At 66.1% G+C, this 26,658-nt stretch carries 25 protein-coding genes and 2 pseudogenes; 13 read left to right on the plus strand and 14 right to left on the minus strand.

The window, feature by feature from the left end; genetic code table 11:
• Positions 1–68: 68 nt before the first annotated feature.
• Together QX051_RS14555 and QX051_RS14560 are read left to right on the plus strand one after the other, a co-directional pair.
• Positions 69–1,121: an alpha/beta hydrolase gene (locus tag QX051_RS14555; protein ID WP_315776600.1), complete on the plus strand. Its 1,053-nt coding sequence runs from the start codon at positions 69–71 to the stop codon at positions 1,119–1,121.
• Between the two features lie 102 nt (positions 1,122–1,223).
• On the plus strand, positions 1,224–2,201 hold the full coding sequence (locus tag QX051_RS14560) for a sensor histidine kinase (RefSeq protein ID WP_315776602.1): 978 nt from the start codon (positions 1,224–1,226) through the stop codon (positions 2,199–2,201).
• A gap of 38 nt (positions 2,202–2,239) precedes the next feature.
• Here the strand turns inward: QX051_RS14560 and QX051_RS14565 are convergent, their stop codons facing one another.
• The 3 genes from QX051_RS14565 to QX051_RS14575 form a co-directional block, all read right to left on the minus strand.
• Positions 2,240–2,719, minus strand: a complete 480-nt coding sequence (locus QX051_RS14565; protein ID WP_315776603.1) for a hypothetical protein — start codon at positions 2,717–2,719, stop codon at positions 2,240–2,242.
• Positions 2,720–3,048: 329 nt separating this feature from the next.
• Positions 3,049–6,540 (minus strand): indolepyruvate ferredoxin oxidoreductase family protein, encoded by a 3,492-nt coding sequence (locus QX051_RS14570; protein ID WP_315776604.1) that lies wholly within the window; start codon positions 6,538–6,540, stop codon positions 3,049–3,051.
• 317 nt (positions 6,541–6,857) lie between these two features.
• Positions 6,858–7,502, minus strand: a complete 645-nt coding sequence (locus QX051_RS14575) for a trimeric intracellular cation channel family protein (protein ID WP_315737635.1) — start codon at positions 7,500–7,502, stop codon at positions 6,858–6,860.
• A 155-nt stretch (positions 7,503–7,657) separates the two neighbouring features.
• On the opposite strand from QX051_RS14575, the gene QX051_RS14580 reads away from it, so the two are divergent.
• Positions 7,658–8,062, plus strand: a complete 405-nt coding sequence (locus tag QX051_RS14580) for a hypothetical protein (protein WP_315776605.1) — start codon at positions 7,658–7,660, stop codon at positions 8,060–8,062.
• A gap of 172 nt (positions 8,063–8,234) precedes the next feature.
• Positions 8,235–8,552: a hypothetical protein gene (locus QX051_RS14585; protein ID WP_315714522.1), complete on the plus strand. Its 318-nt coding sequence runs from the start codon at positions 8,235–8,237 to the stop codon at positions 8,550–8,552.
• Between the two features lie 103 nt (positions 8,553–8,655).
• Here the strand turns inward: QX051_RS14585 and QX051_RS14590 are convergent, their stop codons facing one another.
• Both QX051_RS14590 and QX051_RS14595 read right to left on the minus strand, forming a co-directional pair.
• Positions 8,656–9,474: an isocitrate lyase/phosphoenolpyruvate mutase family protein gene (locus QX051_RS14590; RefSeq protein ID WP_315776606.1), complete on the minus strand. Its 819-nt coding sequence runs from the start codon at positions 9,472–9,474 to the stop codon at positions 8,656–8,658.
• Between the two features lie 48 nt (positions 9,475–9,522).
• Positions 9,523–9,837 (minus strand): NIPSNAP family protein, encoded by a 315-nt coding sequence (locus QX051_RS14595; protein WP_315737632.1) that lies wholly within the window; start codon positions 9,835–9,837, stop codon positions 9,523–9,525.
• Between the two features lie 75 nt (positions 9,838–9,912).
• Here QX051_RS14595 and QX051_RS14600 point away from each other — a divergent pair.
• A pseudogene (locus tag QX051_RS14600) lies at positions 9,913–10,556 on the plus strand (ArsR/SmtB family transcription factor).
• Positions 10,557–10,680: 124 nt separating this feature from the next.
• A pseudogene (locus QX051_RS14605) lies at positions 10,681–10,807 on the plus strand (alpha/beta hydrolase); the annotation flags it as partial.
• A 62-nt stretch (positions 10,808–10,869) separates the two neighbouring features.
• On the opposite strand, the gene QX051_RS14610 reads toward QX051_RS14605, so the two are convergent.
• The 3 genes from QX051_RS14610 to QX051_RS14620 all read right to left on the minus strand — a co-directional run bounded on the left by QX051_RS14610 (position 10,870) and on the right by QX051_RS14620 (position 13,908).
• A complete protein-coding gene (locus QX051_RS14610; RefSeq protein ID WP_315776608.1) occupies positions 10,870–11,229 on the minus strand; it encodes a twin-arginine translocation signal domain-containing protein in 360 nt (119 codons plus the stop codon).
• A gap of 448 nt (positions 11,230–11,677) precedes the next feature.
• On the minus strand, positions 11,678–12,145 hold the full coding sequence (locus QX051_RS14615; RefSeq protein ID WP_315737629.1) for a hypothetical protein: 468 nt from the start codon (positions 12,143–12,145) through the stop codon (positions 11,678–11,680).
• Positions 12,146–12,375: 230 nt separating this feature from the next.
• A complete protein-coding gene (locus QX051_RS14620; RefSeq protein WP_315776609.1) occupies positions 12,376–13,908 on the minus strand; it encodes an acyl-CoA carboxylase subunit beta in 1,533 nt (510 codons plus the stop codon).
• A 125-nt stretch (positions 13,909–14,033) separates the two neighbouring features.
• On the opposite strand from QX051_RS14620, the gene QX051_RS14625 reads away from it, so the two are divergent.
• From QX051_RS14625 to QX051_RS14645, 5 genes are all read left to right on the plus strand, one after another.
• On the plus strand, positions 14,034–14,471 hold the full coding sequence (locus QX051_RS14625) for a DUF4260 domain-containing protein (RefSeq protein WP_409998098.1): 438 nt from the start codon (positions 14,034–14,036) through the stop codon (positions 14,469–14,471).
• Positions 14,472–14,513: 42 nt separating this feature from the next.
• Positions 14,514–16,115 carry an alkaline phosphatase D family protein gene (locus tag QX051_RS14630; protein WP_315776610.1) on the plus strand — a complete coding sequence of 534 codons (1,602 nt, stop codon included), beginning with the start codon at positions 14,514–14,516 and terminating at the stop codon, positions 16,113–16,115.
• 137 nt (positions 16,116–16,252) lie between these two features.
• Positions 16,253–16,495 (plus strand): DUF3883 domain-containing protein, encoded by a 243-nt coding sequence (locus tag QX051_RS14635; protein ID WP_315776782.1) that lies wholly within the window; start codon positions 16,253–16,255, stop codon positions 16,493–16,495.
• Positions 16,496–16,726: 231 nt separating this feature from the next.
• Positions 16,727–17,812, plus strand: a complete 1,086-nt coding sequence (locus QX051_RS14640) for a dienelactone hydrolase family protein (protein WP_409998099.1) — start codon at positions 16,727–16,729, stop codon at positions 17,810–17,812.
• Between the two features lie 100 nt (positions 17,813–17,912).
• Positions 17,913–18,398 (plus strand): hypothetical protein, encoded by a 486-nt coding sequence (locus QX051_RS14645; protein WP_315776611.1) that lies wholly within the window; start codon positions 17,913–17,915, stop codon positions 18,396–18,398.
• 158 nt (positions 18,399–18,556) lie between these two features.
• Here the strand turns inward: QX051_RS14645 and blaOXA are convergent, their stop codons facing one another.
• The 4 genes from blaOXA to QX051_RS14665 form a co-directional block, all read right to left on the minus strand.
• Positions 18,557–19,375, minus strand: coding sequence for an OXA-1091 family oxacillin-hydrolyzing class D beta-lactamase (blaOXA, locus tag QX051_RS14650; RefSeq protein WP_315771164.1), 819 nt, complete (start codon positions 19,373–19,375; stop codon positions 18,557–18,559).
• 79 nt (positions 19,376–19,454) lie between these two features.
• Positions 19,455–19,736, minus strand: coding sequence for an EscU/YscU/HrcU family type III secretion system export apparatus switch protein (locus QX051_RS14655; protein WP_315714536.1), 282 nt, complete (start codon positions 19,734–19,736; stop codon positions 19,455–19,457).
• Positions 19,733–21,382, minus strand: a complete 1,650-nt coding sequence (locus tag QX051_RS14660; protein WP_315776612.1) for a flagellar hook-length control protein FliK — start codon at positions 21,380–21,382, stop codon at positions 19,733–19,735. The genes QX051_RS14655 and QX051_RS14660 overlap by 4 nt, the downstream gene beginning before the upstream one ends.
• Before the next feature lie 61 nt (positions 21,383–21,443).
• Positions 21,444–22,226, minus strand: a complete 783-nt coding sequence (locus QX051_RS14665; RefSeq protein ID WP_315776613.1) for an ATP12 family chaperone protein — start codon at positions 22,224–22,226, stop codon at positions 21,444–21,446.
• 89 nt (positions 22,227–22,315) lie between these two features.
• On the opposite strand from QX051_RS14665, the gene QX051_RS14670 reads away from it, so the two are divergent.
• The gene (locus tag QX051_RS14670; protein WP_315776614.1) at positions 22,316–22,756 is read left to right on the plus strand and encodes a hypothetical protein; all 441 of its coding nucleotides are present in this window, start codon (positions 22,316–22,318) and stop codon (positions 22,754–22,756) included.
• Positions 22,757–22,808: 52 nt separating this feature from the next.
• On the opposite strand, the gene QX051_RS14675 is transcribed toward QX051_RS14670, so the two are convergent.
• Positions 22,809–24,197 (minus strand): RluA family pseudouridine synthase, encoded by a 1,389-nt coding sequence (locus tag QX051_RS14675; RefSeq protein WP_315776615.1) that lies wholly within the window; start codon positions 24,195–24,197, stop codon positions 22,809–22,811.
• A gap of 106 nt (positions 24,198–24,303) precedes the next feature.
• On the opposite strand from QX051_RS14675, the gene QX051_RS14680 reads away from it, so the two are divergent.
• Complete coding sequence (locus QX051_RS14680; protein ID WP_315776616.1) at positions 24,304–25,251, plus strand: alpha/beta hydrolase; 948 nt, start codon at positions 24,304–24,306, stop codon at positions 25,249–25,251.
• 133 nt (positions 25,252–25,384) lie between these two features.
• On the opposite strand, the gene QX051_RS14685 is transcribed toward QX051_RS14680, so the two are convergent.
• Positions 25,385–26,479 (minus strand): hypothetical protein, encoded by a 1,095-nt coding sequence (locus QX051_RS14685; protein WP_315737616.1) that lies wholly within the window; start codon positions 26,477–26,479, stop codon positions 25,385–25,387.
• Between the last annotated feature and the right edge of the window lie 179 nt (positions 26,480–26,658).

Raw genomic sequence — 26,658 nt, forward strand, 5'->3', positions numbered from 1 at the left:
TTACCCCTGCGCTGCATCATTTCTCGGATCCTCCGGTTGTCGTGCACGCCTTTCCATGAGGGCAGATGATGACCGCAGCCCGGACCACAGCGCGCGCGCTCGCTGCGTCGACGCCCAGCCGCCTGACCAGCCTGACACCGTCCCTCGAGCCCGTGGCGCGACGCGGCCGGTCGTTGGCGAAGACGCATCCTTTTCTGCTGGCGGCAGCGGCGGCCACGGCCGTCCTGGCCGTCACGGCGCTCGTCAACCGCCGGCTCGCCAAGTCTGCCGAGCGCGCCAATCCCCCTGCCGGCCAGTTCATGGACGTCGACGGCGTCCGGCTGCACTATGTCGAGCGCGGCACCGGCGTGCCGCTGGTGCTGCTGCACGGCAACGGCAGCATGATCCAGGACTTCGCCTCCAGCGGCCTGATCGATCTGGCGGCGCAGACCTACCGTGTCATTGCGTTCGACCGGCCGGGCTTCGGCCACAGCGACCGGCCGCGCAACGTCGTGTGGACGCCGACGGCGCAGGCCCGGCTGATCAAGAGCGCACTCGACCGCCTGGGCGTATCGGAGGCCTTCGTCCTGGGTCACTCCTGGGGCGCATCCGTGGCGGTGGCGCTCGCCCTCGAACATCCGGCCATGGTCAAGGGCATGGTGCTCGCCTCCGGCTATTACTATCCGACCTTCCGGTCCGACGTGGTGGCCGGATCGGCTCCGGCCATTCCGTTGCTGGGCGATATTCTGCGCTACACGATCTCCCCTCTGATCAGCCGGATGATGTGGCCGCTGCTGATGGCCAAGCTGTTCGGCCCGCGGTCGGTTCCGGCGAAGTTTGCCGGCTTCCCCAAGGAAATGGCGGTTCGCCCGTCGCAGATCCGCGCCTCCGCCGCGGAGGCCGCGCTGATGATTCCCGATGCTTTCCGCTTCAGGAGGGCGTACGGTGAGCTGAAGATGCCGGTCGTGATCGTCGCCGGCGATCAGGATCGGCTGATCGACATCGACGCGCAGTCCAGACGGCTTCATCACGACGTCAGCCAGAGCACCTTTCGCCGCGTGCGCGGCGCCGGCCACATGGTGCATCAGACGGCCACCGAGGCCGTCATGTCCTCGATCGACGAAGTCGCAGCGGCGGCGTAGTCGGAGGGCGAATATGGCTGCGGCTGCCGGATTGCGGGATCCGTAGCTTGCGGAGCAGCGACGAAAGGGGGAATCGAACTCATGCCGGCCGAGGACGCGTGCATGCCGATCTGGCACGAAAAGCATCTGCGGGCCGCTACCAAAGCTGCGGGCGTGGCCTTGTGGTCGTGGAACGTCGACACCGATGCGATCACGATGGACGAGCGCGCCTATGAGCTGTGGGAGGTGCCCAAGAGCAAGAGCAGGATCACGTTCGAGGTGCTCTCCCAGAACATTCACCCCGCCGATCTCGAACGGGTGAGATCGGCGTTTTCAGCGACGCGGGCGATCGTCGGCGCTTATGAGATCGATTTTCGCATTCTCGCGGATGGCGAAATCCGCTGGATTTCCGCCCGCGGCCAAGGTGACGATGCCGACATCGCCGAGCGGCTGATGTTCGGCATCTTCCTCGACGTGACCCAGCGCAAGCAGGCCGAAGAAGCCAACGAGCTGCTGGCGGGCGAGATGAGCCATCGGGTCAAGAACCTGCTGACGATCGCCACCGCGCTGACGCAGATGACGTCGCGCACGGCGGCGACAAAGGAGGACATGGCCCACGAGCTCGCCAGCCGGCTGATCGCGCTAGGCCGTGCCCAGGATCTGATACGTCCGCGGCCGGGCGGGACGAACCAGGCAGCCCTGCTCGGCGATCTCGTCTCCGTGCTGCTTGCCCCCTACGACGAGAAAGGCGCCAGCGTCCGCATCCGTGTGTCGGTGCCCAAGATGAATGTCGGAGAACGCTCGAGCACGACATTGGCGCTGGTGATCCACGAGCTCGCGACCAACTCGGCGAAATACGGCTCGCTGTCGGTTTCGAGCGGCACGCTGGACGTGTCATGCAGCGCGCATGACGACGAAGTGGTGATCATGTGGACCGAGCGCGGCGGGCCGCCGAAGTCGGCCGACACCAGCGAAGGCTTCGGCAGCAAGCTGATCCATCGCAGCGTGAACGCCCAGCTCGGCGGCACCATCGCCTTCGACTGGTCCGACGAAGGCCTGGTCGTAACGCTGCGCATGAGCCGGGAGCGGATGGCGAACTGACGCCCCTGGCCGCCCGTGTCGCTTCGTTCACGTGGGCACTATATGCAATCCTCCCAGGACATGACCGCCGGCAAGATTCCCGTCCTCCAGTAGATCACCTTATCATCCCGGGTCTCGAAAATGATCGCTCTCTTGGCATCCGGGCTCTTGGCGATCACCCAATGATTGGGTGCGGGTGGCGGCTCCGTGACACCCTGCTTCAGCCGCTCGGCCTTGTCTTCCTCGGTCTCCTCGCTCTCGTATGGCGCGAATGTCCGCTCCGTCGCTCCATAGGCACCCGCGATGTCGGCCTCCGTCGACCCCACTCCAACTCCGTTCGCGTCGACGATCTTCGGATCTGGTCGACGCCCATCGTCGAGAAAGAGGTAGATCACGGCAATCCTGCCATCGACGATCACGTAGGACAGCGCTTCGTCCTTGCCGTCGGCGCGACCGGCGACATAGCACTCCTTCGTATACGGCGGCTCCATCGGGCCTAGCTTTGCGTTCAACGCACGCTCGGCCTCGGCAACGGTCATGCCCAGGTCGACCGACCCCACGCCCCGCCAGGACATGACCTCGGCGTGGCTCGAGGTCGATATCGCCGCGATAGCCGCGAACAAGAAAACCAGAACTCGCATGGACCCCCCCTATCGACGTCTCCATGCGTATAGCAACATGTAGTGAATACGGCAGATTTGTGCGACACCCGCACGATCGGGTGAACAGGAGTCATCCAGAGTTGGGCAAGGACGCTAGATTGCTTCCTTCGCTCGCAACGACGAGGCTAGCGGACAAAGCGATCGCGTGATGGTGGGCACGGCGCTCGCGCGCCTTTGCCCACCCTACGAACCTGGCTCGTAGCGCCCTACTCCGCCGCCATCTGGCGCGGGGCCGGCGGCGGGCTCGCGAGATCGGCGGCGAGTTGCGCGTAGCGGGCCTTGGCGTCCTGTACCGCCTTCTCCTTCACCGGGCCGTAGCCGCGGATGCGGTCCGGCAGCGACAGCAGCTCGACGGCGATGTCGGCGTTGGCTGGCGACAGCAGGTTGAGAACTGTCGCGACGTCCTTCTCGTAGCCGGCGATCAGGTCGCGCTCGGTTCTGCGCTCGGCCGCATAGCCGAAGATGTCGAGCGGCGTGCCGCGCAGGCCCTTGAGCTTCGCCAGCAGGCGGAACATCTTCATCATGCCGGGTCCGAAGCTGCGCTTCTTCTGCCTGCCCTGCGGATCGAGGCCTGTCTTCAGGATCGGCGGCGCAAGATTGAAGCTGATCTTGTAGTCGCCTTCGAACGCGTCATGAATCTGCTTCTCGAAGCTGCCATCCGAGAACAGCCGCGCCACCTCATACTCGTCCTTGTAGGCGAGAAGCTTGGCGTAGTTGATGGCAACCGCGCGGGGCAGCGCCTCGCCATAACCGCCCTTGTCGGCGGCCTCGCGCACCTGATCGACCAGCTTGCCGTAGCGCTTGGCAAGCCGCGCGTTCTGATAGGCGGTGAGGAACGCCGTGCGATGGGCGATGATCTCGTCGAGCGACATCGCATCGAGCGATTTCGGCGCCACCGTTTCGTCCTGGCCTGACATCATCGTGGCCACCCGCTCGGGGTTGACAACCACGAGGCGGCCGAGCCGGAACGCCTCGGTGTTCATCTTGACCGCGACGCCGTTGATCGCAATCGCCTTCTCGATCGCCTCGGCGGACAGCGGCAGCAGGCCCTTCTGATAGGCGTAGCCCATCATCATCATGTTGGTGGCGATGGAATCGCCGAGCAGCGCTTCGGCCGGCTTGGTGAAGTCGAAGAAGGTGGAGTCCTTGCGCAGCGCGGTCTCCAGCAGGCTCGTCACCTTGCGGTTCTGGAAGTTGAAGTCGCGATTGAGCACGAAATCGGCAGTGGGAATGAGATGGCTGTTGATGACGCCGTGGGTACGCTCGGACTCGCACAGCGTGATCGTCTCCTTGGCGCCCGCCACCACCTCGTCGGCGGCAATGACAAGATCGGCCGTCCCGGTGACGATGCGCGAGCAGGTCACGTCGGCAGTGTTTTCCGACAGCCGCACGTGGCTGAGCACCGCGCCGCCCTTCTGCGCGAGGCCGGACATGTCGAGGATCATCGAGGCCTTGCCCTCGATATGCGCGGCCATGCCGAGCAGCGCGCCGATCGTCAGCACACCGGTGCCGCCGACGCCGCCGACCGCGACGTTGTAGGGCCGCTCCAGTGACGGCTTGGTCAGCGGTTCCGGCATCTCGCCGATGTCGCCGAGCTCAGCGGGCGCGCGGCTGCGCGGCTTGCCGCCGTCGATGGTGACGAAGGACGGGCAGAAGCCCTTCACGCAGGAATAGTCCTTGTTGCAGGAGGACTGGTTGATGACGCGCTTGCGGCCGAGCTCGGTCTCCAGCGGCTCGACCGAGATGCAGTTCGACTGCACCGAGCAGTCGCCGCAGCCCTCGCAGACGGCGGGATTGATGAAGACGCGGCGCTGCGGGTCCTCCATCGTGCCGCGCTTGCGGCGGCGGCGCTTCTCGGCGGCGCAGGTCTGCACGAACACGATGGCCGAGGCGCCCTTGGTCTCGCGCAGCGTCTTCATGACGTTCTCGAGCTCGTCGCGGTGCGCCAGCTTGACGCCGGGCGCGATGCTGTCGGCCGGATAGGCGTCTGGATTCTCCGAGACCAGGTAGATCTCGCGGATGCCCTCGGAATGCAGCTGGAAGGTGATCTGCTGCGGCGACAAATCGCCGTCATGGCGCTGGCCGCCGGTCATCGCAACCGCGTCGTTGTAGAGGATCTTGTAGGTGATGTTGGCCTTGGAGGCGATCGACTGGCGGATCGCGAGGCTGCCGGAATGGAAATAGGTGCCGTCGCCGAGATTGGCGAAGATGTGCTTCTCGTCGGTGAACGGCGCGATGCCGACCCACGGCACGCCCTCGCCGCCCATATGGGTGAAGGTCTCGGTGTTGCGGTTCATCCACAACGACATGAAGTGGCAGCCGATGCCGGCCAGCGCGCGGCTGCCCTCGGGCACCTTGGTCGAGGTGTTGTGCGGGCAGCCCGAGCAGAAATACGGCGTGCGCGCCACCGGCGAGACCAGTTGCATCTGCGAGGCGTCGCGGCCGTTGAACCAGTCGGCCTTGGCCCGCAGCATCGCCTTGATCTCGGGGTTGAGGTCGAGGCGGAGAAGACGCTCGGTGAGCGATGTCGCGAGCGAGGCGACGGAGAGCTCGGTGGCAAACGGCAGGAAGCGCTTGTCGTGGTCGTCCATCTTGCCGACGATGCGCGGGCGGACGTCGTCGCGCCAGTTGAACAGCTCCTGCTTGACCTGGTTCTCGACGATCTCGCGACGCTCCTCGATGATGAAGATCTCCTCGAGGCCGACCGCGAACTGCCGCACGCCTTCCGGCTCCAGTGGCCAGGGCATGCCGATCTTGTAGAGGCGAAGCCCGATCCTGGCGGCGACCTCCTCGGTGATCCCGAGTTCGCGCAGCGCCTGGCGGATGTCCTCATAGCTCTTGCCCGACGCCATGATGCCGTAGCGGGCGTTCGGTGAGTCCATCGTGATGCGGTTGACCTTGTTGGCGCGGGCAAAGGCGATCGCGGCAAAGCCCTTGTAGTCCTGCAGCCGCCGGTCCTGCTCGAAGCGGTCATCCGGCCAGCGCAGATTGAGGCCGCCCGGCGGCATCTCGAAATCGGCGGGGATGACGAACGGCGTCATCTCGTCGTTGAGGTTGATCTCGGCGGTCGTCTCCACCGTCTCGGTGATCACCTTCATTCCGACCCAGCAGCCGGAATAGCGCGACATCGCGATGCCGAGCAGGCCCATCTCGATCATCTCGTGGATCGAGGACGGATAGAGATAGGGCATCAGCGCCGAGATGAAGGCATGGTCGGACTGATGCGGCACGGTCGAGGATTTGGCGCCGTGGTCGTCGCCGGCGAGACAGAGCACGCCGCCGTTCTTGGCGGAGCCGGCCGCATTGCCGTGGCGAAACACGTCGCCGCAGCGGTCGACGCCGGGGCCCTTGCCGTACCAGATGCCGACGACACCGTCATACCTGCCGCCGGGCGACAGTGCGAGTTGCTGCGAGCCCCAGATCGCGGTCGCCGCGAGGTCCTCATTCACGCCGGGCTGGAACTTGATGTTGTACTGCTCGAGATGCTTGCGGGCCGAGAACAGCTGCTGGTCGTAGCCGCCGAGCGGCGAGCCGCGATAGCCGGAGATGAAGCCGGCGGTATGGAGGCCGGCGGCGCGGTCGCGCCGGATCTGGGCCATCGGCAGCCGCACCAGCGCCTGGATGCCGGTCAGGAAGATGTGGCCGGAGCTTGCGGTGTATTTCTGGTCGAGATTGATCTCGCTCTCGTTGAGTCCCATTCCGCCCTCTTGCCGTGCTTTACCGGGGTGCGCGGCTGCCGCCGGCGGGCGGAAGCGCGCGCTCTGCCAATCATTTATGTCTGCTTTTGAAGAATGCGCATCACAAATCTCGTTTGCGCAGGGCAGCCAACCGAAATCGCAATTTCGTGGCGGGAGCCGGCCGCGGCTTTTGCGGTTTGTGTCGAAAACCCCCGCCGCCGCGAAATGGGATGATGCGTGCCATGGCTTTGGCGGCTCGGCGGACGGTTACTGAAGCGTTGTGGCCGGCGCGATTCCGGCACCAAACGAATTGTGCGATGCGACAAGACCGCCGCCGTTCATCCCCGATCGTCGCCCGCAAATACGAAGCGCGGCATGTTCCATTTGTAGCGGATCGCGAGCAGCCGGAACGACAGTCCGAGCGCGAAGGTCAGCGCCGTCCACCATCCGCTGGCGATGCCGAGCGACAAGCCGGTCGCATAGACCAGGCCCGTGACGAGGGACACGCTGGCGTAGAGCTCGGCGCGAAACAGCAATGGCACGTCATTGCACAGGATGTCGCGCAGCACGCCGCCGGCGCAGCCCGTGATCATCCCGGCGACGATGACGATGCCGATCGGCACGTTCATCTGCCAGGCGATGTCGCAGCCCGTCATCGTGAACACGACGAGACCAACTGCGTCCAGAACGAGGAAGGCCATTGTCAGCCTGTGAACCAGGCGCGCCATCGCGATCGTCACGAACGGCGCCAGCACGGTCAGCAGCAGCAAGGACGGGCGCTCGACCCAGGCGAGCGGATAGTGGCCGAGCAATACGTCGCGCAAGGTGCCGCCGCCGAGCGCGGTGATCGCCCCCAACAAGCAGACGCCCATCCAGTCCATGCTGCGGCGTCCCGCCGCCAGCGCAGCCGTCATCGCCTGCGCCGCCAGCGCCACCCAGGTCAACAGATGCAACACGCTGTCACCGGGCGGCAGGTTCCACATGAGGTGAGCTCCAGAAGTTCCAATAGAACGAGAATCGCAATGCTCGCGAGGAACCTTAGCGCGCCGTGCAACGATACAAATTGGGATTCGCGCAGGTTTCGCGGAACGGCCCGGAGCTGCCCTGGTTGTCAGGTGACAATCACGAGGAGGATGAGATGGCCAACGAACGGCTTCCCAACGAACGTTATCCCGACGGCATGAACCGTCCCGACATGTCCACACGTCCCGACATCACTGGGGCTGGAATGACGGGAACAGATTATGAGCGCACGCCGCCAGTGGACAACCGGCTGCAGCCCGATCTCGAGCCGACGAACGCCTCCAGCTCGACGGGCCGCATCGCGGCCTATGCCCTGGGCATCGCGATCCTGCTCGGCGCGGTGTTCTACGGCCTGAACAACATGTCGATGCGCAACGACCAGACGAGCACCACACCGGCTTCGCAATCGGCCTCGACCACCAAAGATAACACCTCGACCGGCATGACGACCGGCGCCGCGGGAGATCGCACCACACCGCCGCCGGCGGCCCCGAGCGACAAGCCCAACGCCGTCAAGTAGTCTCGCGGACGGCAATCAGCGGTCTCACTCCTGGGCGGCGGGTGAGCAATCATCCGCCGCCGCTTTTTTGGCGAGTCCTCCAACAAATTACGCGAAGTGTGCGAGGGCCGCCGTGGAACCATAGCAGCGCGAACCGATTGGCTCATTGACACTCTCACCCAGGAGATACGTAATGAAAGCTCTCTCCATAGCTATCGCAGCCGCGGCAAGCACGCTGGCCGTGACCGCCGCTTCGGCGGCACCGATCTCTCCCGCAGCCTCGGCGGTCCCGCAACGCGACATCCAGAACGTCCGGATGGTCTGTAACGAGGAAGGCCGCTGTTGGCGCGAGCGCAGTGAACGCCGCGTCATCATTCAAGGCGAAGATCGCGATTCCTACGCGTACGCTCCGCGCGAGCGCTACATCGAGCGGCGCGGCTATGAAGACCGCGGCGGCATCGGCTTCCGCGCTCCGGGCGTGAGCGTCGGCATCGGGACGGATCGCTACTAAGCGATTTCCGCGAACTCAGACTGAAAAGCCGCGGCAGAGTCCGCGGCTTTTCTACAGGCGGATGAGATCGGGATCTGCGGGAGGCCGGGCGCGCAGCCTGATCTCAACCGAAGATCCTGTTCAGCTCGCCGCCGGGATAGCCGTTGGCCAGTTCGGTGAAGGTGCCCTGCTCGGCCATCTCCTTGGCCGCCCGGATGAAGCCGGCCCAGGCCATCCGGGCCAGCGAACCGCCGACGCTGATGCGGCGCACGCCGAGCTCAGTGGCTTGCCCCAACGACAGGCCGGAAGCGCCGATCAGAAGGTTGACCGGCTTGGGCGCCACGGCTTTCACGACCGCAGTGATCTCCTCGATCGTCTTGATCCCGGGCGCGTAGAGACAATCCGCGCCCGCTTCGGCATAGGCTGCGAGGCGGTCGGTCACGAGCTTGAGGTCGGGCTTGCCCCAGAGAAACGCCTCGCAGCGGCCGGTCAACAGCACGTCGGCGCCGGTCGCATCGATGGCCTGCCGGGCCGCGCGGATACGCGCGATGGCGAGCGCGCGCTCATAGAGCGGATCATCCCTGTCGCCCGTGGAATCCTCGATCGACAGACCGGCGACGCCGGTCGCGACCGCACGCGTGACGTTGGCCGCCACACCCTCCGGCGCATCGGCGAAGCCGCCCTCGAAATCGGCATTCACGGGAATGTCGACCGCCGCCGACAGCGCCGCCAGATGCGCAAGCATCTCGTCGAGCGTCGTGCCAGTGTCGGCCTTGCCAATCGACCACGCGAAGCCGGCGCTGGTGGAGGCGATCGCGTTGAAGCCGAGATGCTGCAGCATCTTCGCCGTGCCGACGTCGAACGGGTTCGGCAACACGAAGCAGCCGGCCGCGTGCAACTTGCGAAAGGCTGCGCGCTTGTCCGCCGTGTTGGTCACCGTCATGTCATCCTCCCATGCATCGTCGCGTTGTGTGGCAGCATAGAGCCGCGATCATTGCGCCGCCACGACATTGCGCAAGAATGTTCGCTCTTCGCCCAGAATGAGCTTGTGCTCCTCGGCCTGCGCGAAGTTCGCCCGACCCTCGGCATCGCCGCGCAAGGTCGCGCGATAGCGCTCGTAAGCCGCGAGACTGTCGAATGAAATCAGGCCGTAGGCGATGTCGTTGGTGCCTTCGTGAGGCATGAAATAGCCGATCAGGTCGCCGCCACAGCGAGGAATGATCGACAGCCAGCGCTTCGCGTAGGCCTCGAACACGTCGCGCTTGAACGGATCGATGCGATAGCGGATGAAGACGGTGATGGTCATGACAACCTCCGGTGAGTTCTGTATCATCCACACTATCCGCTTGCCGGGCGAGAATGCTTCGTCTAGCATCGAAGTATGAAATCAGGTCCGGACATTGCGATGGTGGCGGCGCTGGTGGGCGATCCCGCCCGCGCCAACATGCTGACTGCGCTGCTGTCGGGCCGCGCGCTGACCGCGACCGAGCTCGCCCAGGAGGCCGGCGTGACGCCGCAGACGGCGAGCTCGCATCTTGCCAAGCTCGAAGGCGGCGGCCTGATCGAGCCGGAGAAGCAGGGCCGTCACCGCTACTACCGGCTCGCCGATCCCGACGTCGCCGACGTGCTGGAGAAGCTCGCCGGCCTCGCCGCGCGCGCATCTGCTACGACCATCTCGCCGGCGATCTCGGCGTGCAGATGCTCGACAGCATGACGCGGCAGAAGCTGGTGCGCCGGCGCAAGCAGGAGATCGTGCTGACCGAGGACGGCGAACACTTCCTGGCGCAGCATCTGCGGATCTCGCCGGAAATGCTGGCGCATCCCCGCCGGCCCGTCTGCAAGGCCTGTCTCGATTGGAGCGCGCGGCGGCATCATCTCGCGGGCACGCTTGGTGCAGCGTTGATGAAGCGCTTCACCGAGCTGAAATGGGCGGCGCGCGATGCCACCCCAGGCAGCCGCGTGGTGAATTTCAGCCGCGCCGGCGAAAAGCATTTCGCGGCGCTGTTCGGTCCGGCCGAAGACTGACGATCACGCGCTCTTTATCGCAGCGCCTTCCTGCCTTGCGGCCAAAACCAACGCGGGGCACGGAACGACCATCTCATTCCCGTCTTTCCTGGAATCTCCATGTCCCGTTTCGCCGGGCGCGACAATCGCCGCGAAAGCGAGCACCGCATCGCAGAGGACAACGCCGCGCGAGCCCTACGGCATCAATCTCGAAGGCTTCCCCTACCCCGTACCCGGTCAGCCTGCTGCCTCTGTTCAATGACGGCGAGCAGAACGCGCCGGAGGCCCCACTCGCGACGGAAGCAGCGCTTGTCATGAGGCAGCTGTGCCGACATCACCAGTGGTGACGACGGTGCCAACGGCGGCGCCAGTGCCGATGATGGTGATGCCAGCCCCAATGACGGCGCCGCCAACCCCAATGCCGCCGGCGCCAGCCCCAATGATGGCCGTGACCATGGTGTCCGTGATGATGACCGTGATGCCCCCAGCGAACCTGCTCCGGCGCGAGCCGATCGGCCTCACCCTGCGAACCGACCGCGCGCTCGACGTGCTGATCCCTTGCTGAAGGCGCCGCTTCGTTCAGCGGCAACGGCGAGAGCGGCGCAGCGACCGCATCGGTGGTGCGGAGCACGGCGCCGGCCGCCGCCGCGCAGCCGAACCCGAATGCCAGCTTGAGGAAATTCCGTCGTTCCATCGCACGCCTCCATGATCCACGAGCCAGAGCATGAAGTGAGTATTCGGCCGATCACCTGAACGTGAGCTGAACTGGCGCATGCCCGCGACACCACCATGGCTCTGCCACCTTCGCCGATCTTGGTACGCGCCGCCGGCCGATCACTCCTCGACCGCCTGCGCCAGCACGAAGCTCTCACGCGTCCGCGTCACGTACGACGAAGATGGCTGACGGCATCGAGTTTCCTCCGGTCCGTGTTGGTGTCGTCACGGAGCAGGATCAAAAACGCGACCTTGCCGTTGTCTCGATCATCGCCGCGCGATGACGGGAGACTATCAAAATCAACGAGGCCCGGAGTGCCTAGGAGTCCGGGCCTCGTCACCTCGCGACCTCGCGCGAGCGAAGCCGGTCGGTATTCGATGAAATCTAGCGCCCGTTCACACGGATCGCATTGAGTTGGCTCAAAACGTCAGTAGCAGCGCGTGATCGTGACGGAGTGATCGCCGCCGCGGCGGCCCGGTACCGTCACGGTCTGCATCGGACAGCTCGACACATAGGGGCGATCGGACGGCACGACATTCGGCGGATAGCGGTGAACCCAGTCCCACGGGACGTCATATGTATAAGTGTAGCGCACGTCGGCCGATGTGTGCTCGGGGATCTGCTGCGGCACGGGCTCGCCAGGGCCGCCATAGGCGAAAGCGCCGGCGGCCGGCAGATAGGAACGATAGCCGCGGTGGTGCTGACGGACAAAGGGCCGCGCGCCAAGCGCCGGCGGGACGACCTGGCTCGGCCCCGCCTGACCGGCGGCGACGGGCGCAGCCACCGCGGCGCCGGACTGGGCCGACGCGGCCTCGGAGGAGAACATCAGCGCGGCGGCTGCCGCGCAGACGACCAGAACTCTGGAATTCCGATATGCCGATGTTCCGACAGCCATGATACGCGACCCTACTCTTCTGACCCACCAGCGATCGATAAATGCTAGGCCAGCGGCCCAGTTCCCGCAAACCCATCGTTAAAGGTTAGTTAAGCCGTAAGCTTAACGCCAGGGGCGGAAACGGTGCAGATTGCCGCGCCGCTCCGGCGGCAGCGCGCTGCGGTCGCCGGACTTCGTCAAATACGAAGGCGACACGCCGGTGCGCTGCCCTCCCACTTCTTCACTCCCCCTCAGAGCGGCAGATTGTCGTGCTTCTTCGCCGGCATTTCCATCTTCTTGTCGCGGAGCATCGCCAGCGCACGCGCGATGCGGCGGCGGGTGGAGTGCGGCATGATGACGTCGTCGATGTAGCCGCGCTCGGCGGCGATGAACGGCGACAGGAAGCGGTCCTCGTATTCCTTGGTGCGCGCGGCGATCTTCTCCGGATCCGCCATGTCGGCGCGGAAGATGATCTCGACCGCGCCCTTGGCGCCCATGACCGCGATCTGCGCCGTCGGCCAGGCGTAGTTCATATCGGCGCCGATCTCCTTGGAGGCCATGACGTCGAAGGCGCCGCCATAGGCCTTGCGGGTGATGATCGTGACCAGCGGCACCGTGCACTGCGAATACGCGAACAACAGCTTGGCGCCGTGCTTGATCAGGCCGCCATATTCCTGCGCGGTGCCCGGCAGGAAGCCGGGCACGTCGACGAAGGTGACGATCGGGATGTTGAAGGCGTCGCAGAAGCGGACGAAGCGCGCCGCCTTGCGCGAGGCGTCGCTGTCGAGCACGCCCGCCAGCACCATCGGCTGGTTGGCGACGAAGCCGACGGTGCGCCCGGCGATGCGGCCGAAGCCGGTGACGATGTTCTTGGCGAAGCCTTCCGCGATCTCGAAGAAGTCTCCCTCGTCGACGACCTTCAGGATCAGCTCCTTCATGTCGTAGGGCTTGTTCGGATTGTCCGGGATCAGCGTGTCGAGCGACATGTCGACCCGCTCGATGTCGTCGAAGCTCGGCCATTCCGGCACGCCGTCGGTGTTGTTCGACGGCAGGAAGTCGATCAGGCGGCGCATTTGCAGCAAGGTCTCGACGTCGTTGTCGAAGGCGCCGTCGGCGATCGAGGAGCGGGTCGCGTGCACCGAGGCGCCGCCGAGCTCTTCCGCGGTCACGACCTCGTTGGTGACGGTCTTCACGACATCTGGGCCGGTCACGAACATGTAGCTCGTGTTCTTCACCATGAAGATGAAGTCGGTCATGGCCGGCGAATAGACGTCGCCGCCGGCGCACGGGCCCATGATGACGGAGATCTGCGGGATCACGCCGGAGGCCAGCACGTTGCGGCGGAACACATAGGAATAGCCCGCGAGCGCCGCGACGCCCTCCTGGATGCGGGCGCCGCCGGCGTCATAGAGGCCGATGATGGGCGCACGCGCCTTCATCGCCATGTCCTGCAGCTTGGTGATCTTCAGCGCGTGGGTCTCGGACAGCGAGCCGCCGAACACGGTGAAGTCCTTGGCGAACACGAAGGTCTTGCGGCCGTTGACAGTGCCCCAGCCGGTGACGACGCCGTCGCCCGGGACCTTGGTCTTCTCCATCCCGAACTCGGTCGAGCGATGCTCGACGAACATGTCGAACTCCTCGAAGCTGCCCTTGTCAAGCAGCAGCTCGATCCGCTCGCGGGCCGTCAGCTTGCCGCGGGCATGCTGCGCCTCGATGCGCTTCTCGCCGCCGCCGAGCCGCGCGCCGGCGCGCCGCGTCTCCAAGGTGTCCAGGATGTCCTTCATGCGCGTCCCGCCCGTTCCCGATCTCGTGAGTGTTGGCGGCCTTCTAACACGGCTATTTCGGAGGCGAAAAGCGGCTTTCGGACGGGCCGCCCCTCCTCCCACAGTTCGGAATTGGAAGCAGAATCATGGATATGGCCGTTCGACCAAGCCTTGCCGATCCGGCTGACGACGCAGCCCGGGGCGCCGTGCGGGGCGGCGTCCGCCTGCTGTTGCGGCTCGAAGGGCTGGTGCTGGCGGCCGCGGCAATCGCCTTCTACGCCCATCGAGGGGACTCGTGGTGGCTGTTTGCGGCCCTCTTCCTGGGGCCCGACCTCAGCTTTGCCGGCTATCTCGGCGGCCCCCGGATCGGAGCGGCCGTGTACAACGCCGCGCATGCCACGCTGCTGCCGGCCGCCCTGCTCGCGGTCGGACTGGCGCTCGGCGTGCCGCTGGCGACCCAGCTCGCCACCATCTGGCTCGCCCATATCGGCGTCGACCGGCTGGTCGGCTACGGCCTGAAATACACCGACGGCTTCGGCTTCACCCATCTCGGCCGGATCGGGCCTGCCGCGCCGCGAGGCTGAACGCCGGATGCAGGGACCTGCCGCGACGGGTAGGATGCCGGCATGATCCGATTCCGAGACATGGCCGGCCTGGACCGGCGCTGCCTGCTGAGCGGCGCACTGCAGGCCGGGCTGGTGACGCTCGGCACGCCGCTGGCGCGCACGGCGCTCGCCCAGGCTCCGCCGCTGAAATCCAACCCGTTCACGCTCGGCGTCGCCTCCGGCGATCCCAGCCCCGACGGCTTCGTGATCTGGACCCGGCTCGCGCCCGAGCCGCTGCAACCGCGCGGCGGCATGATCGCGCTGCCGCGCGAGGTGAGCTGGGAGGTCGCGACCGATCCGGCGATGACGACCATCGTGCAATCCGGCATTGCGATCGCCCGCATCGAGCTGGCGCACTCCGTCCATGTCGAGATCGAGGGCCTCGCTCCGGCCCGCGACTATTTCTATCGCTTCCGCCTGCCGGAGGCGGAGAGCCCGATCGGGCGTGCGAGGACCTTTCCCGCCGCCGGCGCCGACGTCGCGCAGATGCGGTTCGCTTCCGCCGGCTGCCAGGAATGGGACCGCGGCTTCTACACGGCGTGGCGTGCGATCGCGCAGGACCATCTCGACTTCGTCTTCCACTATGGCGACTACATCTACGAGAATGCGTACGCCGCCGAGTCCAAGGGCGTGGCGCTGCCGCGCACCATGCCGAAGCAATTCGCCACCTGCTACACGCTGCCGGAGTACCGGCAGCGCTATGCGCTCTACAAGACCGATCCCGACCTGCAGGCCGCGCACGCCGCCTGCCCGTTCCTGCCGAGCTTCGACGATCACGAGGTGATGGACAATTGGGCCGGCGACCACGACAAGCGCGATACGCCGCCGGAGGCGTTCCTGTTCCGGCGCGCCGCCGCCTTCCAGGCCTGGTACGAGCACATGCCGGTGCGCCGCGCGCAGTTGCCGCGCGGACCCGACATCCTCGCTTTTCGCCGCCTCGCCTTCGGCAGGCTCGCCGACATCGCCGTGCTCGACACCAGGCAGTACCGCTCGAAGCAGCCCTGCGGCGACGGCATCAAGGCATGCCCCGACGCCGACGAGCCGAGCCGCACCATGATGGGCGCGCAGCAGGAGCGGTGGTTCGCCGAGGGTCTGCGCGGCAGCCGCGCAACCTGGCAGGTGCTGGCACAGCAGGTGATGTTCGCCCCGCTCGACTGGCGCTCGTTTCCGTGGCTGCCGTCGTCGGACGTGCCGCTGCGCAGCCTCGACAAATGGGACGGCGCCAGCGCCGCGCGCGACCGCGTCATGCAGATGCTGCGCGAGGCCGGCATCACCAACACCGTCGTGCTGACCGGCGACCTGCACAAGGGCGTCGCGCTCGAGCTGAAGCAGGATTGGCGCGATCCGGCCTCGCAATGCGTCGGCGTCGAATTCCTGGCGACGTCGATCTCGTCGGACGGCGACGGCTTTGCGCGCTACGACAACGAGCCGACATTGTTCGCCAACAATCCGCATCTGAAGTTCTTCAGCAACCAGCGCGGCTATATCAGGCATGTCGTGACGCCGGCCCGCTGGCAGGCCGACTACCGCGTCGTCGACCGCATCAGCGTCGCTGACGGCACCGTGTCGACCGCGAAATCCTTCGTCACCCTGGCCGGCAGGCCGGGGCTGGCCGACGCCTGAGGCGACGCGCGCGCGGCAAGGCCGCCGCCGCGTCGTGTGGCGATCTGCTCGCTGACAGCAGCCGGTCGTCCTGCCGCGTAGGGTCGAGGTCCGGCGACGATATCAAGAGCTTCGAACCCGACGGACGGGATCGACTCATCGAGGTCAAGACCACCAACGGCTGGGAACGGACACCGTTCTACGTTACTCGCAACGAGCTGGCGGTTGCGGAGGCGTACCGCGATGACTGGCGGCTGATGCGACTGTGGAATTTCGCCAGCGCCCCGCGCGCTTTCGAGCTGCGACCTCCTCTCCGAAGCGCATGTGTCGCTGATGGCGACGAGCTTTCAGGCCAGCTTTCCATAACGATCAGTCCAACCGCACGAGATCCGTCGACTTGACGACAACGAACTAATCGCTGCGTGGCATACTGCCGAACGCAGAGCTCCGCGCAACGTCAAGCGAACGACCGTTACAGCATCTCTCCCGCGGCGCACCATGCCTGAGCCTGCTCCACGCGTTGTCCACCGCTGTCCGTCGGCGTCGCTCACCAGTCTGTTTGACAGCCTCCTGATCCCTGGTTCTACTCGGTGCCAAAGCCGCGCAACAAGCGGTGAGCCAGGAGGACGGTCATGGAGCGACACGTTGGTGGTGCGCCGCTGGCGTTTGCCGCGCGCGCTGGTTTCAATCGCACGCGTGCATCACGCCGCACGGATCTGCGATCGCTACGCATCATCGCGGCAGCGGCCGTCACGATGCTGCTGACGGCTTTCGGCTCCGTCAGTTCCGCCCACGCCCAAGGCATCCCCAAGGACACGCCTGCCCGGATCGAGATGTATCCGATCCCTTCGCTCACGCTGTCCGACCGGCAGTTCCTGTCCGGCGACGACAATGGCAAGCCGGTCACGGTCGTGGGCGAGCTGCGCGTCGCGCAAGGCAGCGGCCGGCTGCCGGTCGTGGTGCTGATGCATGGATCGGGCGGCGTCGGCGGCAACATCGCGGCGTGGAGCCGCACCTTCAATGCGATGGGGATCTCGACCTTCGCGATCGACGGCTTCACCGGACGCGGCATCACCGCCACCAGCACCAACCAGGCGCAGCTCGGCCGGCTCAATTTGATCATGGACATCTATCGCTCGCTCGACGTGCTGGCGAAGCATCCGCGCGTCGATCCCGAGCGCATCGTGCTGATGGGATTTTCGCGCGGCGGTCAGGCGGCGCTGTATGCGAGCCTGGAGCGTTTCCACAAGCGCTGGAACAATTCCGGGCTGCAATTTGCCGCCTACATCCCGTTCTATCCGGACTGCTCGACGAGCTATGTCGGTGAGACCGATGTGGTGGCGCGGCCGATCCGGATCTTTCACGGCGGACCGGACGACTACAATCCGGTGCGGACCTGCAAGGCCTATGTCGAGCGGCTGAAGGCAGCGGGCCGCGACGTTGCGCTGACCGAATATCCGGACTCGCCACACGGCTTCGACCTCGGCCTGCTCGGCGCCAACATGCTCGCCGTCGCGCCGAAGGCGCAGACCGTGCGCAACTGCCGCATCAAGGAGAGCGACGGCGGGATGCTGATCAATGCCGAGACTCAGCAGCCCTTCACCTATCAGGACGCCTGCGTCGAGCTCGATCCGCATGTCGGCGGCAATCCCGCCACCGCGGAGGCCGCGCGCCAGGCGGTAACGGACTTCCTGCGCACGCTGTTCAAACTGTCGTGAGCAAAAATAGAACGATTTGGATCAATTCTTGAGGTGACAGATCGAACGCATCGGGTGTTCCTGCGTTGTCGCTCACTTTTCGACGATGAAACGGAGCCCGATGATGCGCGCCTCTCGCCTTGCGATCCCCACTTTGCTGACTGCCCTTGCTCTGGCTGGCGCCGCCCATGCCGCGCCGGCCTCGCCGTTCCGGGGGCTGGAAGGCTCCTGGACCGGCGGCGGCGTGCTGAGCATGTCCGACGGCAACCAGGAGCGGTTGCGCTGCCGCGCGGCCTATGACGTCGGCGGCGCCGGCGAGCAACTGCGGCTCAACATCCGCTGCGCCAGCGACAGCTACAACATCGATCTCTCCAGCGACGTCGCCTATCGCGGCGGCGAGATTTCGGGGCAATGGAGCGAGGCAAGCCACAATGCCTCCGGCACGATCGAGGGCCGCGCGGTCGGCAACCGCATCGAGGCGCAGGCGCGCGGCCAGACGTTTTCGGCCGGGCTGTCGCTGACGACGCAGGGACGCCGGCAGACGGTGTCGATCCGGCCGGCGGGCACGGAGATCACCGGCGTCAATTTGGAGCTGTCGCGGCGGTGACGAGAATGTAGGGTGGGCAAAGGCGCGCAGGAGCGACGCTTGCGTCGCTCCGAGCACCGTGCCCACCGCGCCGGGCAAGACGGTGGGCACGGCGCGCGACGGCGTCATCTACGACTAAGAATGTGCCTCGCGCCTTTGCCCACCCTACTGTCAATCACCTACAGCGCGCCGATGTCCTTCAGGCAGGCCTGCGCGAGCGTCATGCGGTCCGCAACATGGCGCTCCTCGGGGCAATCCATGTTGAGCGCGAACACGGTGGGCTGGTCACCCTTGTCGACCCAGCCAACCATCCAGCCGAGCGCGCCCTGCTCCTTCCCCAGCAGCCCCGACTTGAAATGGATCACGGCCTCGCCGACCTTGGTGGTCGGGATGATGTCGCGGGTCAGATCCTGGCTGCGCTTCGACACCGGCAGCGCGCCGCGCCTGAGGCGATCGATGAAATCGACCTGCTCCACCGGATCGATGCGAAGCGCGCCTGTCAGCCAGAACTGGTCGATGCCGCCGCCGATATCGTGATTGCCGTAGTCGAGCTCCTCGAGATATTTCTGCATGCGCTCAGGACCGATCCGGCGCGCGATCTCCTGATAGACTGGGACCGCGGAGACCGCGATCGCGCTGCGCAAGGTGTGATCCTTGTTCCAGGCCTCGATCGATCTCGTGACGCCATCCCATTTGAACACGTCCTTGTCGGGATCCTCGACGACGCCGGTCTCCAGCGCGATCAGCGAATTGGCGATCTTGAAGGTCGAGGCCGGCAGCTTCGCCTCGCCGGAGCGATCGGTGTCGCTGGCGATGATGAGATACTCCTCGACCTTGTAGGCCAGGAACGTGCCCTTGGTGCCCTCGTCGGTGAAGCGCTTGACGAGATCGCCACGGACCTCGTTGCGCGGCGGGGCGACATGCGCGAGCGAGCGCGCGGGCAACAGGCTGGCGCCGGCCATCAGGGCAAGCGCATGGCGGCGGCTCATCATGGACATCGCAAGTCTCCGTCGTCGTTCGCCCTCCCTACCACACGGCGGTGACGACCGACGCATGACGGAGATCACAAATGCGGCGCTAGCGCATCGGACGCGACAGATTGAGCACGAACACCAGCACCTCGGCGACGGCCTTGTAGAGCTCCTCCGGGATCTCGTCGCCGAGCTCGACATTGGAGAGCGCGCCGGCGAGCACCTCGTTCTCCTCGATCGGGATGTCGTGCGCCTTGGCGACCTCGATGATCTTGGCGCCTATCGTGCCCTTGCCCTTGGCGACGACGCGCGGCGCGCCCTGGCCCTTGTCATAGTGCAAGGCGACGGCGAGCTGGGTCTTGTTGGCGGCCTTCACCTCGATGCTCATAGCGCGCGATCCAGGAAATGGCCGGCCTTGGGCGGCATCACGGCCGGCGGCGCGCCGTCCTGCACCACGAGATCGCCCGGCGACAGCTCCGCGCGGCTGAGGGCCTGGCTGAGTTCGGAGAGACCGGCGCGCAACCGCGCGGCGGTGACCGGACGCTCGGCCCACATCCGCACGGAGGTGCGCTCGGCGCTGAAGCTGATCATGGCATGCACCGGGCCGGCCGGCTCGACGTCGAGCGAGAAGCGCGCCCGCCAGACGCGCTTGGCCGCGTCCGGCGACTGCGTGCCGCCGTCACGCGAGATCTCGAACTGTGCCATCGCGGTCCCTTGCGGGGTGGCGAAGGGAATCTCGAAATTCCAGCGCGGCAGCGCCGGATCGGTGCGCGCGGTCGAGGCGTCCGGGCGATCCGGCAGCGAGGCGACCTGCAGCAAGGTCTGGCGCGACAGCGCCTGGTCGGTCTCGTCGAGCAGGCGGTGCGCGATCGCCGGCAGCGGCGTGTCCGGGCCGAGCGTCGCCGTCGCCACGGCCTGCGGCATCGGCGCAGCCCCGCGGAACGGCGGCGGCGGCGTGTTGGTGCGCACGACCATTTCGGCGCGGCCATTGGCGTTGCGTCCGGGAACGAGGCCGGCGGCACGCGGAATCTGCTGCTGCGCTTCCTGCAGCACGGCCAGCACCGTGCCGGGCGTGAGCGACTGCGCCTTGGCGCCCGTCAGGGTCTCGATCAGCGCCGAGCCGGTGAAGCCGGCAGACACGGTGTCGGGCCGCCCCATTGCCGTTGCCCAGGGCTGGGGCGGCAGCTCGATCTCGATGTCGGGCACCAGCGAGGGTGCAGCGCTCTGTTGTTGCGCGGCGGCGGCGCGGCCGGCCTCGGACAGCACCGAGGCATAGGAGCCTCCCGGCGACGCCGACGTCGAGGCCGCCATGCTGGGATCGACAATCTGCAGCACCGTCGCCAGCGTCTGGCGCAGCACGATCAGCGCCGCCTTCAGGTCGGGCGTGCCGGCGCCGGCGGTGCCATTGGCAAGCGAGGATTCCAGAAACAGGCCGGAACGCCGCACTGCGCTCTGCACATCCTCCGCGGTCAGCGCCGGCGATAGCTGGGTCTGCTGCGCCAGCACCTGGGCCACGGCCGCGCGCAACGCCGGCGGAAGATTGGGCGCGTCGGCGACGGCCTGGAGATCGGCGAACAATTGGCCCTGGCTGCCCTGGCGGGTCGCCGCCTCCTCGCTGGCGATCGACAATGCGAGCCGCTCCAACCCGGTCAGCGGATCCGGCGTCGGGGGCAAGGTTGGCGCCAGCCGGCCGGTGACGTCGACGACGGTGGCCGCCGGCGTCGGGGTGCCACTGGTTCCAGTGGCAGCGCTGCCGCCCTGGCCGACGATGGCGAGCTGCAGCCCCTGCGCGGTCTGCGACACTGCGACCTGCACGGTCTGGCCGGCCTGCAGCGGCAGCTCGCTGGCGAGCTCCATCGACAGGTTTCCGATCGCGACCTGGACCAGGTTCTCGGCGAGCACCTGCTGCACCCTGGCGCTGAGCAGCGCACCGGCCTGTAGCGTGGTCGCGGCCTGCGGCGCGGTTCCGGCCGGCGAGCTGCCGACGCCGCGGACGGCGCTCACGGAAGGCGACGGGGTGACACTCTGGACCATGCGCGTACTCGGGTTACGCGCAGAGCCTAGCGGGTGCCCCTAAACCCGGCGTTAACCGGCCTCAGAGCACGGCGTCGACCGCCCGGAGGATGCGGACGGCGGCCTCGTAGTCGATCTGCTTGGCGGCGCGGCGGCTCATCGCCTCCTCGTCGGCCCCCCATTGCGCGACGTTCCAGTCCTCGTCGACATGGGCCGCCGCCCAGACCTGGCCGGGGTCGCGCACCCCATGCACCAGCGCCAGCGCCAGCAGCGCCGAGCCGGTCAGCGTGGTGACGACATGCGTCGCCGCGACCGTCCACGGGCCGGTCGGCAGCGCGCCCCGCGCCGCCTGCACCGCGGCGCCCGGCTGGGTCACATGCATGATGCCCTCGGACAGGATGAAATGCGCGCCCAGACTGTCGCGCGCCCAGTCCAGCACCGGGTCCCAATGCTCGGCCTCGCGCGCGACCAGCCCCTCGGGATGGCCGGCGCGGTAGAACAACAGGTCGGACTGGAGATATTTGGCGATGTCCTCGCGCACGTCGTCGGTGCGATCGACCACTGACTGCACGACGCTGTTGGCGAACCGCGTCAGCGGCATCGTGGCGGGATCGATGCTGTCGCCCTGGGCCTGCCACTCGGCGGCCACCGCCTCCGCCAGCTCCCCGGCGGGAACGATGACAACGCGCCCCGACGGCGTGCGGATCGGCCGACCGTCAAGGGTCACGTTGAAGCCGCCCTCGGCGGCGGCGGTCCCGGCCTCCTTGTAGAAGCGCTTGCGCAGCGGCGTCCGCATCGCCTGGCGCGCCGATTCCTGCGGATCGAGCGGCGACCGGCCGACGACGTCGTCAAACAGTTCACGCATCAGAATTCCAGCCCTCTCGCGGGATGATCACACGGGATCCGTCGTTTTCGCGCTAGATAAGCCCTGTCCGCCCGAAATGCGAGCTGCCGATGCGCGCCCTGCTGTCCGCCCTCGTCCTGATCGGCAGCGCCGCCCCGGCCGCGGCCGGCTTCCGCACCCCGGAATCGCTGGTCCGCAACGTCTATGCCCATTACGGCCAGGGCGCCCCGGAGCTCTCCGGCGGGCTGCCGCGGACGGCCGAGGCCGCACGGCAGTTCTTCGATCCGAGCCTGGCGAAAGCCTGGACCGCCCCGCGGCGCGAGCCCTACGACTTCCTGGTGCAGAGCCCGCGCTGGAAGCTCGGCCCGGTCGCGATCTCGATCCTGCGCCGGCAGTTCGACAAGACCTATGTCGCCGCCAGCTTCGACAATCAAGGCCGCCGCATCACCCTGAACTTCATCGTCGTCAAGGGACCGGACGGCTGGGTTATTCTGGACGTCGAGACGCCGCACGATTCGCTGCGGCTGTTCCTGGAGCAATTCCGGAACTGAGCGGCTGCGTAGCCTGGATGAGCGAAGCGACATCCGGGCTACGAGATGCCGCTCACTCCTCCGGCGCGTTCTCGATCGGGTCGAAGCGGTCGTGCTCGAGCCCGAGCAGATTCCACGACTGCAGCATGTGCGGCGGCAGCGGCGCGGTGGCGTCGATGACGCCGCCGCGCGGATGCGGGATGACGATGCGGCGCGCCAGCAGATGCAGCCGGTTCTGCAGGCCGCCGGGCAGCGCCCAGTTCTCGATGTTGAAATATTTGGGATCGCCGACGATGGGGTGGCCGATATGGGCCATGTGCGCGCGCAACTGATGGGTGCGCCCCGTGACCGGCTTCAAGGACACCCAGGCGAGCTTGTTGGCCGAGGCCTCGACCACGGCGTAGTAGGTCACCGCGTGGCTGGCGCCCTCGTCGCCATGCGCGGCGACGCGCATGATGGTGTCCTCCTCGCTCTCCTCCTTGGCGAGATAGGTCGAGATGCGGCCCTGCTTCGGCTTCGGCACGCCGGCCACTAGGGCCCAGTAGATCTTGCGCGCTGAGCGGCTGCGGAAGGCGCCGGTCAGATGCGTGGCGGCGAAGCGGGTCTTGGCGATCAGGAGGCAGCCGGAGGTCTCGCGATCGATGCGGTGCACGAGCCGCGGCTTCTGACCCTTGGCGTCGCGCATCACCTCCAGCATCTGGTCGATGTGGCGGGTCATGCCGGAGCCGCCCTGCACCGCAAGCCCCGCGGGCTTGTTGAGGACGAGCACGTCGTCATCCTCATACAAGGTCATCGCCTTCAGGCTTTCGAGCGTCTTGCGCTCGCCCTCGGTGAGGCCAGCGCGCTCCTTGGGCGCATCGAGCTTGAGCGGAGGGATGCGCACGCTCTGGCCTTCCTCCAGACGATCCTTGCTATCAGCGCGCTTGCCGTTCACCCGCAGCTCGCCTTTGCGGACGATGCGCTGGATGTGGGAGAACGACAGGCCGGGGAAGCGTGCCTCGAGGAAGCGATCGACGCGCATGCCGTTCTCGTCGGCGGTGACGACGACGGTCTGCACCTTGGTCGGCAGCACCGGCGTCTCGGGCTCGGGCTTCTTCGGCGGCGGTGCGGCGACCGGCTTGCGCTCGGCCCGCTCGGCGCCAAAGCGCACGGGCTTGCCGGCACTGGTGCGCTTGGCCGGCGGCCGCTCGCGCGACTCGAACGCGTCGCGACGATCCTCGCGCTCGGCGCGCGGGGCGCGGACGCGATCGCCCTTGCCCCGACCAAACTCGCTACGCGGTGCCGCCTCGCGCTCGCCGGCAAAACGGTCGCGCCGCGGCCGCTCGCCATCCGGACGCTTGGATGGCTCGCGCTTGGCTGGCGCGCCTGCGCTGCGCGCAGCCTCGGCCTTCGGCCGCTCGCCCTTGCGGCGGTCGGCGGGACGGTCGGATTTGCTCTGGGTTCGCTTGATGCGGCGGCTCATGGCAGGTTGCGTATCTCAAAAGCCACTGCCAGTCACGGCGAAATCGGGATAAATCGGCCCGGCGAGGCGTTGCCCCGCGAAATCGGACGTGATCGGAGCGAATTGAATGACGCTGACGAAAGTGGCCCTGACCATCGTAGCGACCGCGCTGACGCTGGGTGCCGCGCAAGCTCAACAAAGCCCGATGCCCGACGACATTGCCTGGAAGCTGATCGAGATCGGCCGGGCCATCGACCCGCCGAAGACCGCCGCGATCTACGCGCCGCTGCAGGCCAGGGAACCCTACATCGGCGTCAAGGTTCAGCGCGATGTGAGATACGGCACGGCCGAGCGCAATCTGCTCGACGTCTTCACGCCGGACAGCGCCGCCGCGCCCCGCCCGATCCTGATCTTCGTGCATGGCGGCGCCTTCATCGGCGGCAACAAGCGCACCACGCCGGACGGCCCGTTCTACGACAACATCATGCTATGGGCCACCAAGCACGGCTTCGTCGGCATCAACATCACCTACCGCCTGGCGCCGAAATTCCCCTGGCCCGCCGGCGTCGAGGACGTCGCCAGCGCGGTGCAATGGGTGGCCGCCCACGCCGCCGAGAACGGCGGCGATCCCGCGCGCATCTATCTGATGGGCCATTCGGCCGGCGCGGTGCACGTCGCGACCTATGTGGCGCATCCCGAATTCCACAAGGTCGCCGGTGGCGGCCTTGCGGGCGCGATCATGGCCTCGGGCGTCTACGACCTCACCGCGACGCCGCTCGGCGACCAGGAGATGGCCTATTTCGGCACCGATCCCTCGCGCTTCAAGGAGCGCTCGTCACTATCAGGCCTGCAGGCCTCGAGCCTGCCGCTGATGATCGCCTCCGCCGAGCTCGACCCGCCGCGCTTCGTCGAGCAGTTCGACCTCCTGAAGCAGGCCGCCTGCAAACGGCCTGCGGGCTGTGCGCGCGCGGTGATGCTGCCGCAGCATAGTCACATGTCGGAGGTCTACTCCATCAACACCGAGGACGACCGGCTGACGCGGGAGATCGTGGAGTTCGTGCAGAGCGGGAAGTAAACTAACGTTCTGCTGTCACCGCAACGACGGCAGCTCTCTCAACCTAGGACGCGCCGGGTCGTCGGGCGCGTCCTCCGGCCCTAGCGCTGCGCGTGCAATTGGAGAGACTGCATTTCCGCTGCAGCGCTTGCGTCTATTTTCCGATCACCGATATGCTGACATTCTTTGGAATGTTGATTGGGTCGTTGGACTGGTTGGCAAAGTCCATGTGCCACCAGGTATTATCTATGAATACGCTGATTACAGGAAGCGCTCCCGACTGTTTAACGGTGATGTTGTTACCGTTGCTCTGGAAGCTTGTTCCGATGCCGGCATTCACAGTATCGATGGTGCCGCCAGAAGACTTGGCAAGATCGAAGACCTCGGTCTCCTTGTCTCCAATGAATTTGATCTGCGAATGCCAGTTTAAGCGGACCGGTCGTGCCGCACTGGGCACAACGCTCAACGAAACTGCGTAGGTGCCAGCCCTCAACCTGTCGCAAGTCCATGAGAACGAATTGCCTCTAGTCACGGGTCCGGGGTCATCGGTCTGTGTAATAACACACCGGTTGGCGAATTTTTGCTCCGGAGGAATCGGAGGCGGCAAAGGCGTCAGAATCAGCGAATCGGAAAAACCGGCGTTTGCATCGTCGTTGAGCGCCAGCATGGAGGACTTGGCCGGTCTGTCAATGACGATAATTTTTTCACCGGCACTCACCGTTCCCGGCAGGGAGGCGTCCTTCGCCGCGGCACCCATCCATTTCACAGGAAGCGGGTTGGGACTGCCGCCAACCACGCCGTAAACTACACGGAACGACAGGTCGGAATCGGTTGCCTTATCGGGAACAATGTACAAGCCTCGACTCTTCTGCCTGATACATTCCTTGTAAGCATCCGCCGCCTCAGCCCCGAGGCCTGTCCAAGAGATGTTGTGGAATTGCTCCTGCGAAAAACTCTCCGTCGTGCTTGTCTTGTAGCGGTCGATACTCTCACGGAACTGGTCGTAATTTGCGCCCACCGGCACTCCGTATATGACAGCAGATGCACCGGCCGATTCCTTGATCTTGTTATAAGCCTCCTTGTCTACGAACGTCGCCATTCGCCAATCGGACTTGGAAGCATCTATTTTGTTGTAGGTAGAGACGATCAGTGCTGCGTTGCACTCCGACAAGGACGCAGCCGCTGCACTTCCAGCACCGAAAATCACAAGGCTTACAGTGGATGCGACCGCTCCCAGCTTGAATATCATGGCTCGCTCCTGCGGGTATGAATTGTAAAAAAAGCTTTCCTAATGAGAGGAAGCTGCCCTTAAAGAATCGCTTTGTCCAGCTCCGAAAATGAGTTGCGACCGGACAGGGTCTCACAACAACTAGGGCTGCTGTCGAACTGCAGCCCCGCCTTCACAACACTTACCGACAACGCACTTGT

This window comes from Bradyrhizobium sp. SZCCHNR1053 (genome assembly GCF_032381235.1).
Classification (GTDB): domain Bacteria; phylum Pseudomonadota; class Alphaproteobacteria; order Rhizobiales; family Xanthobacteraceae; genus Bradyrhizobium.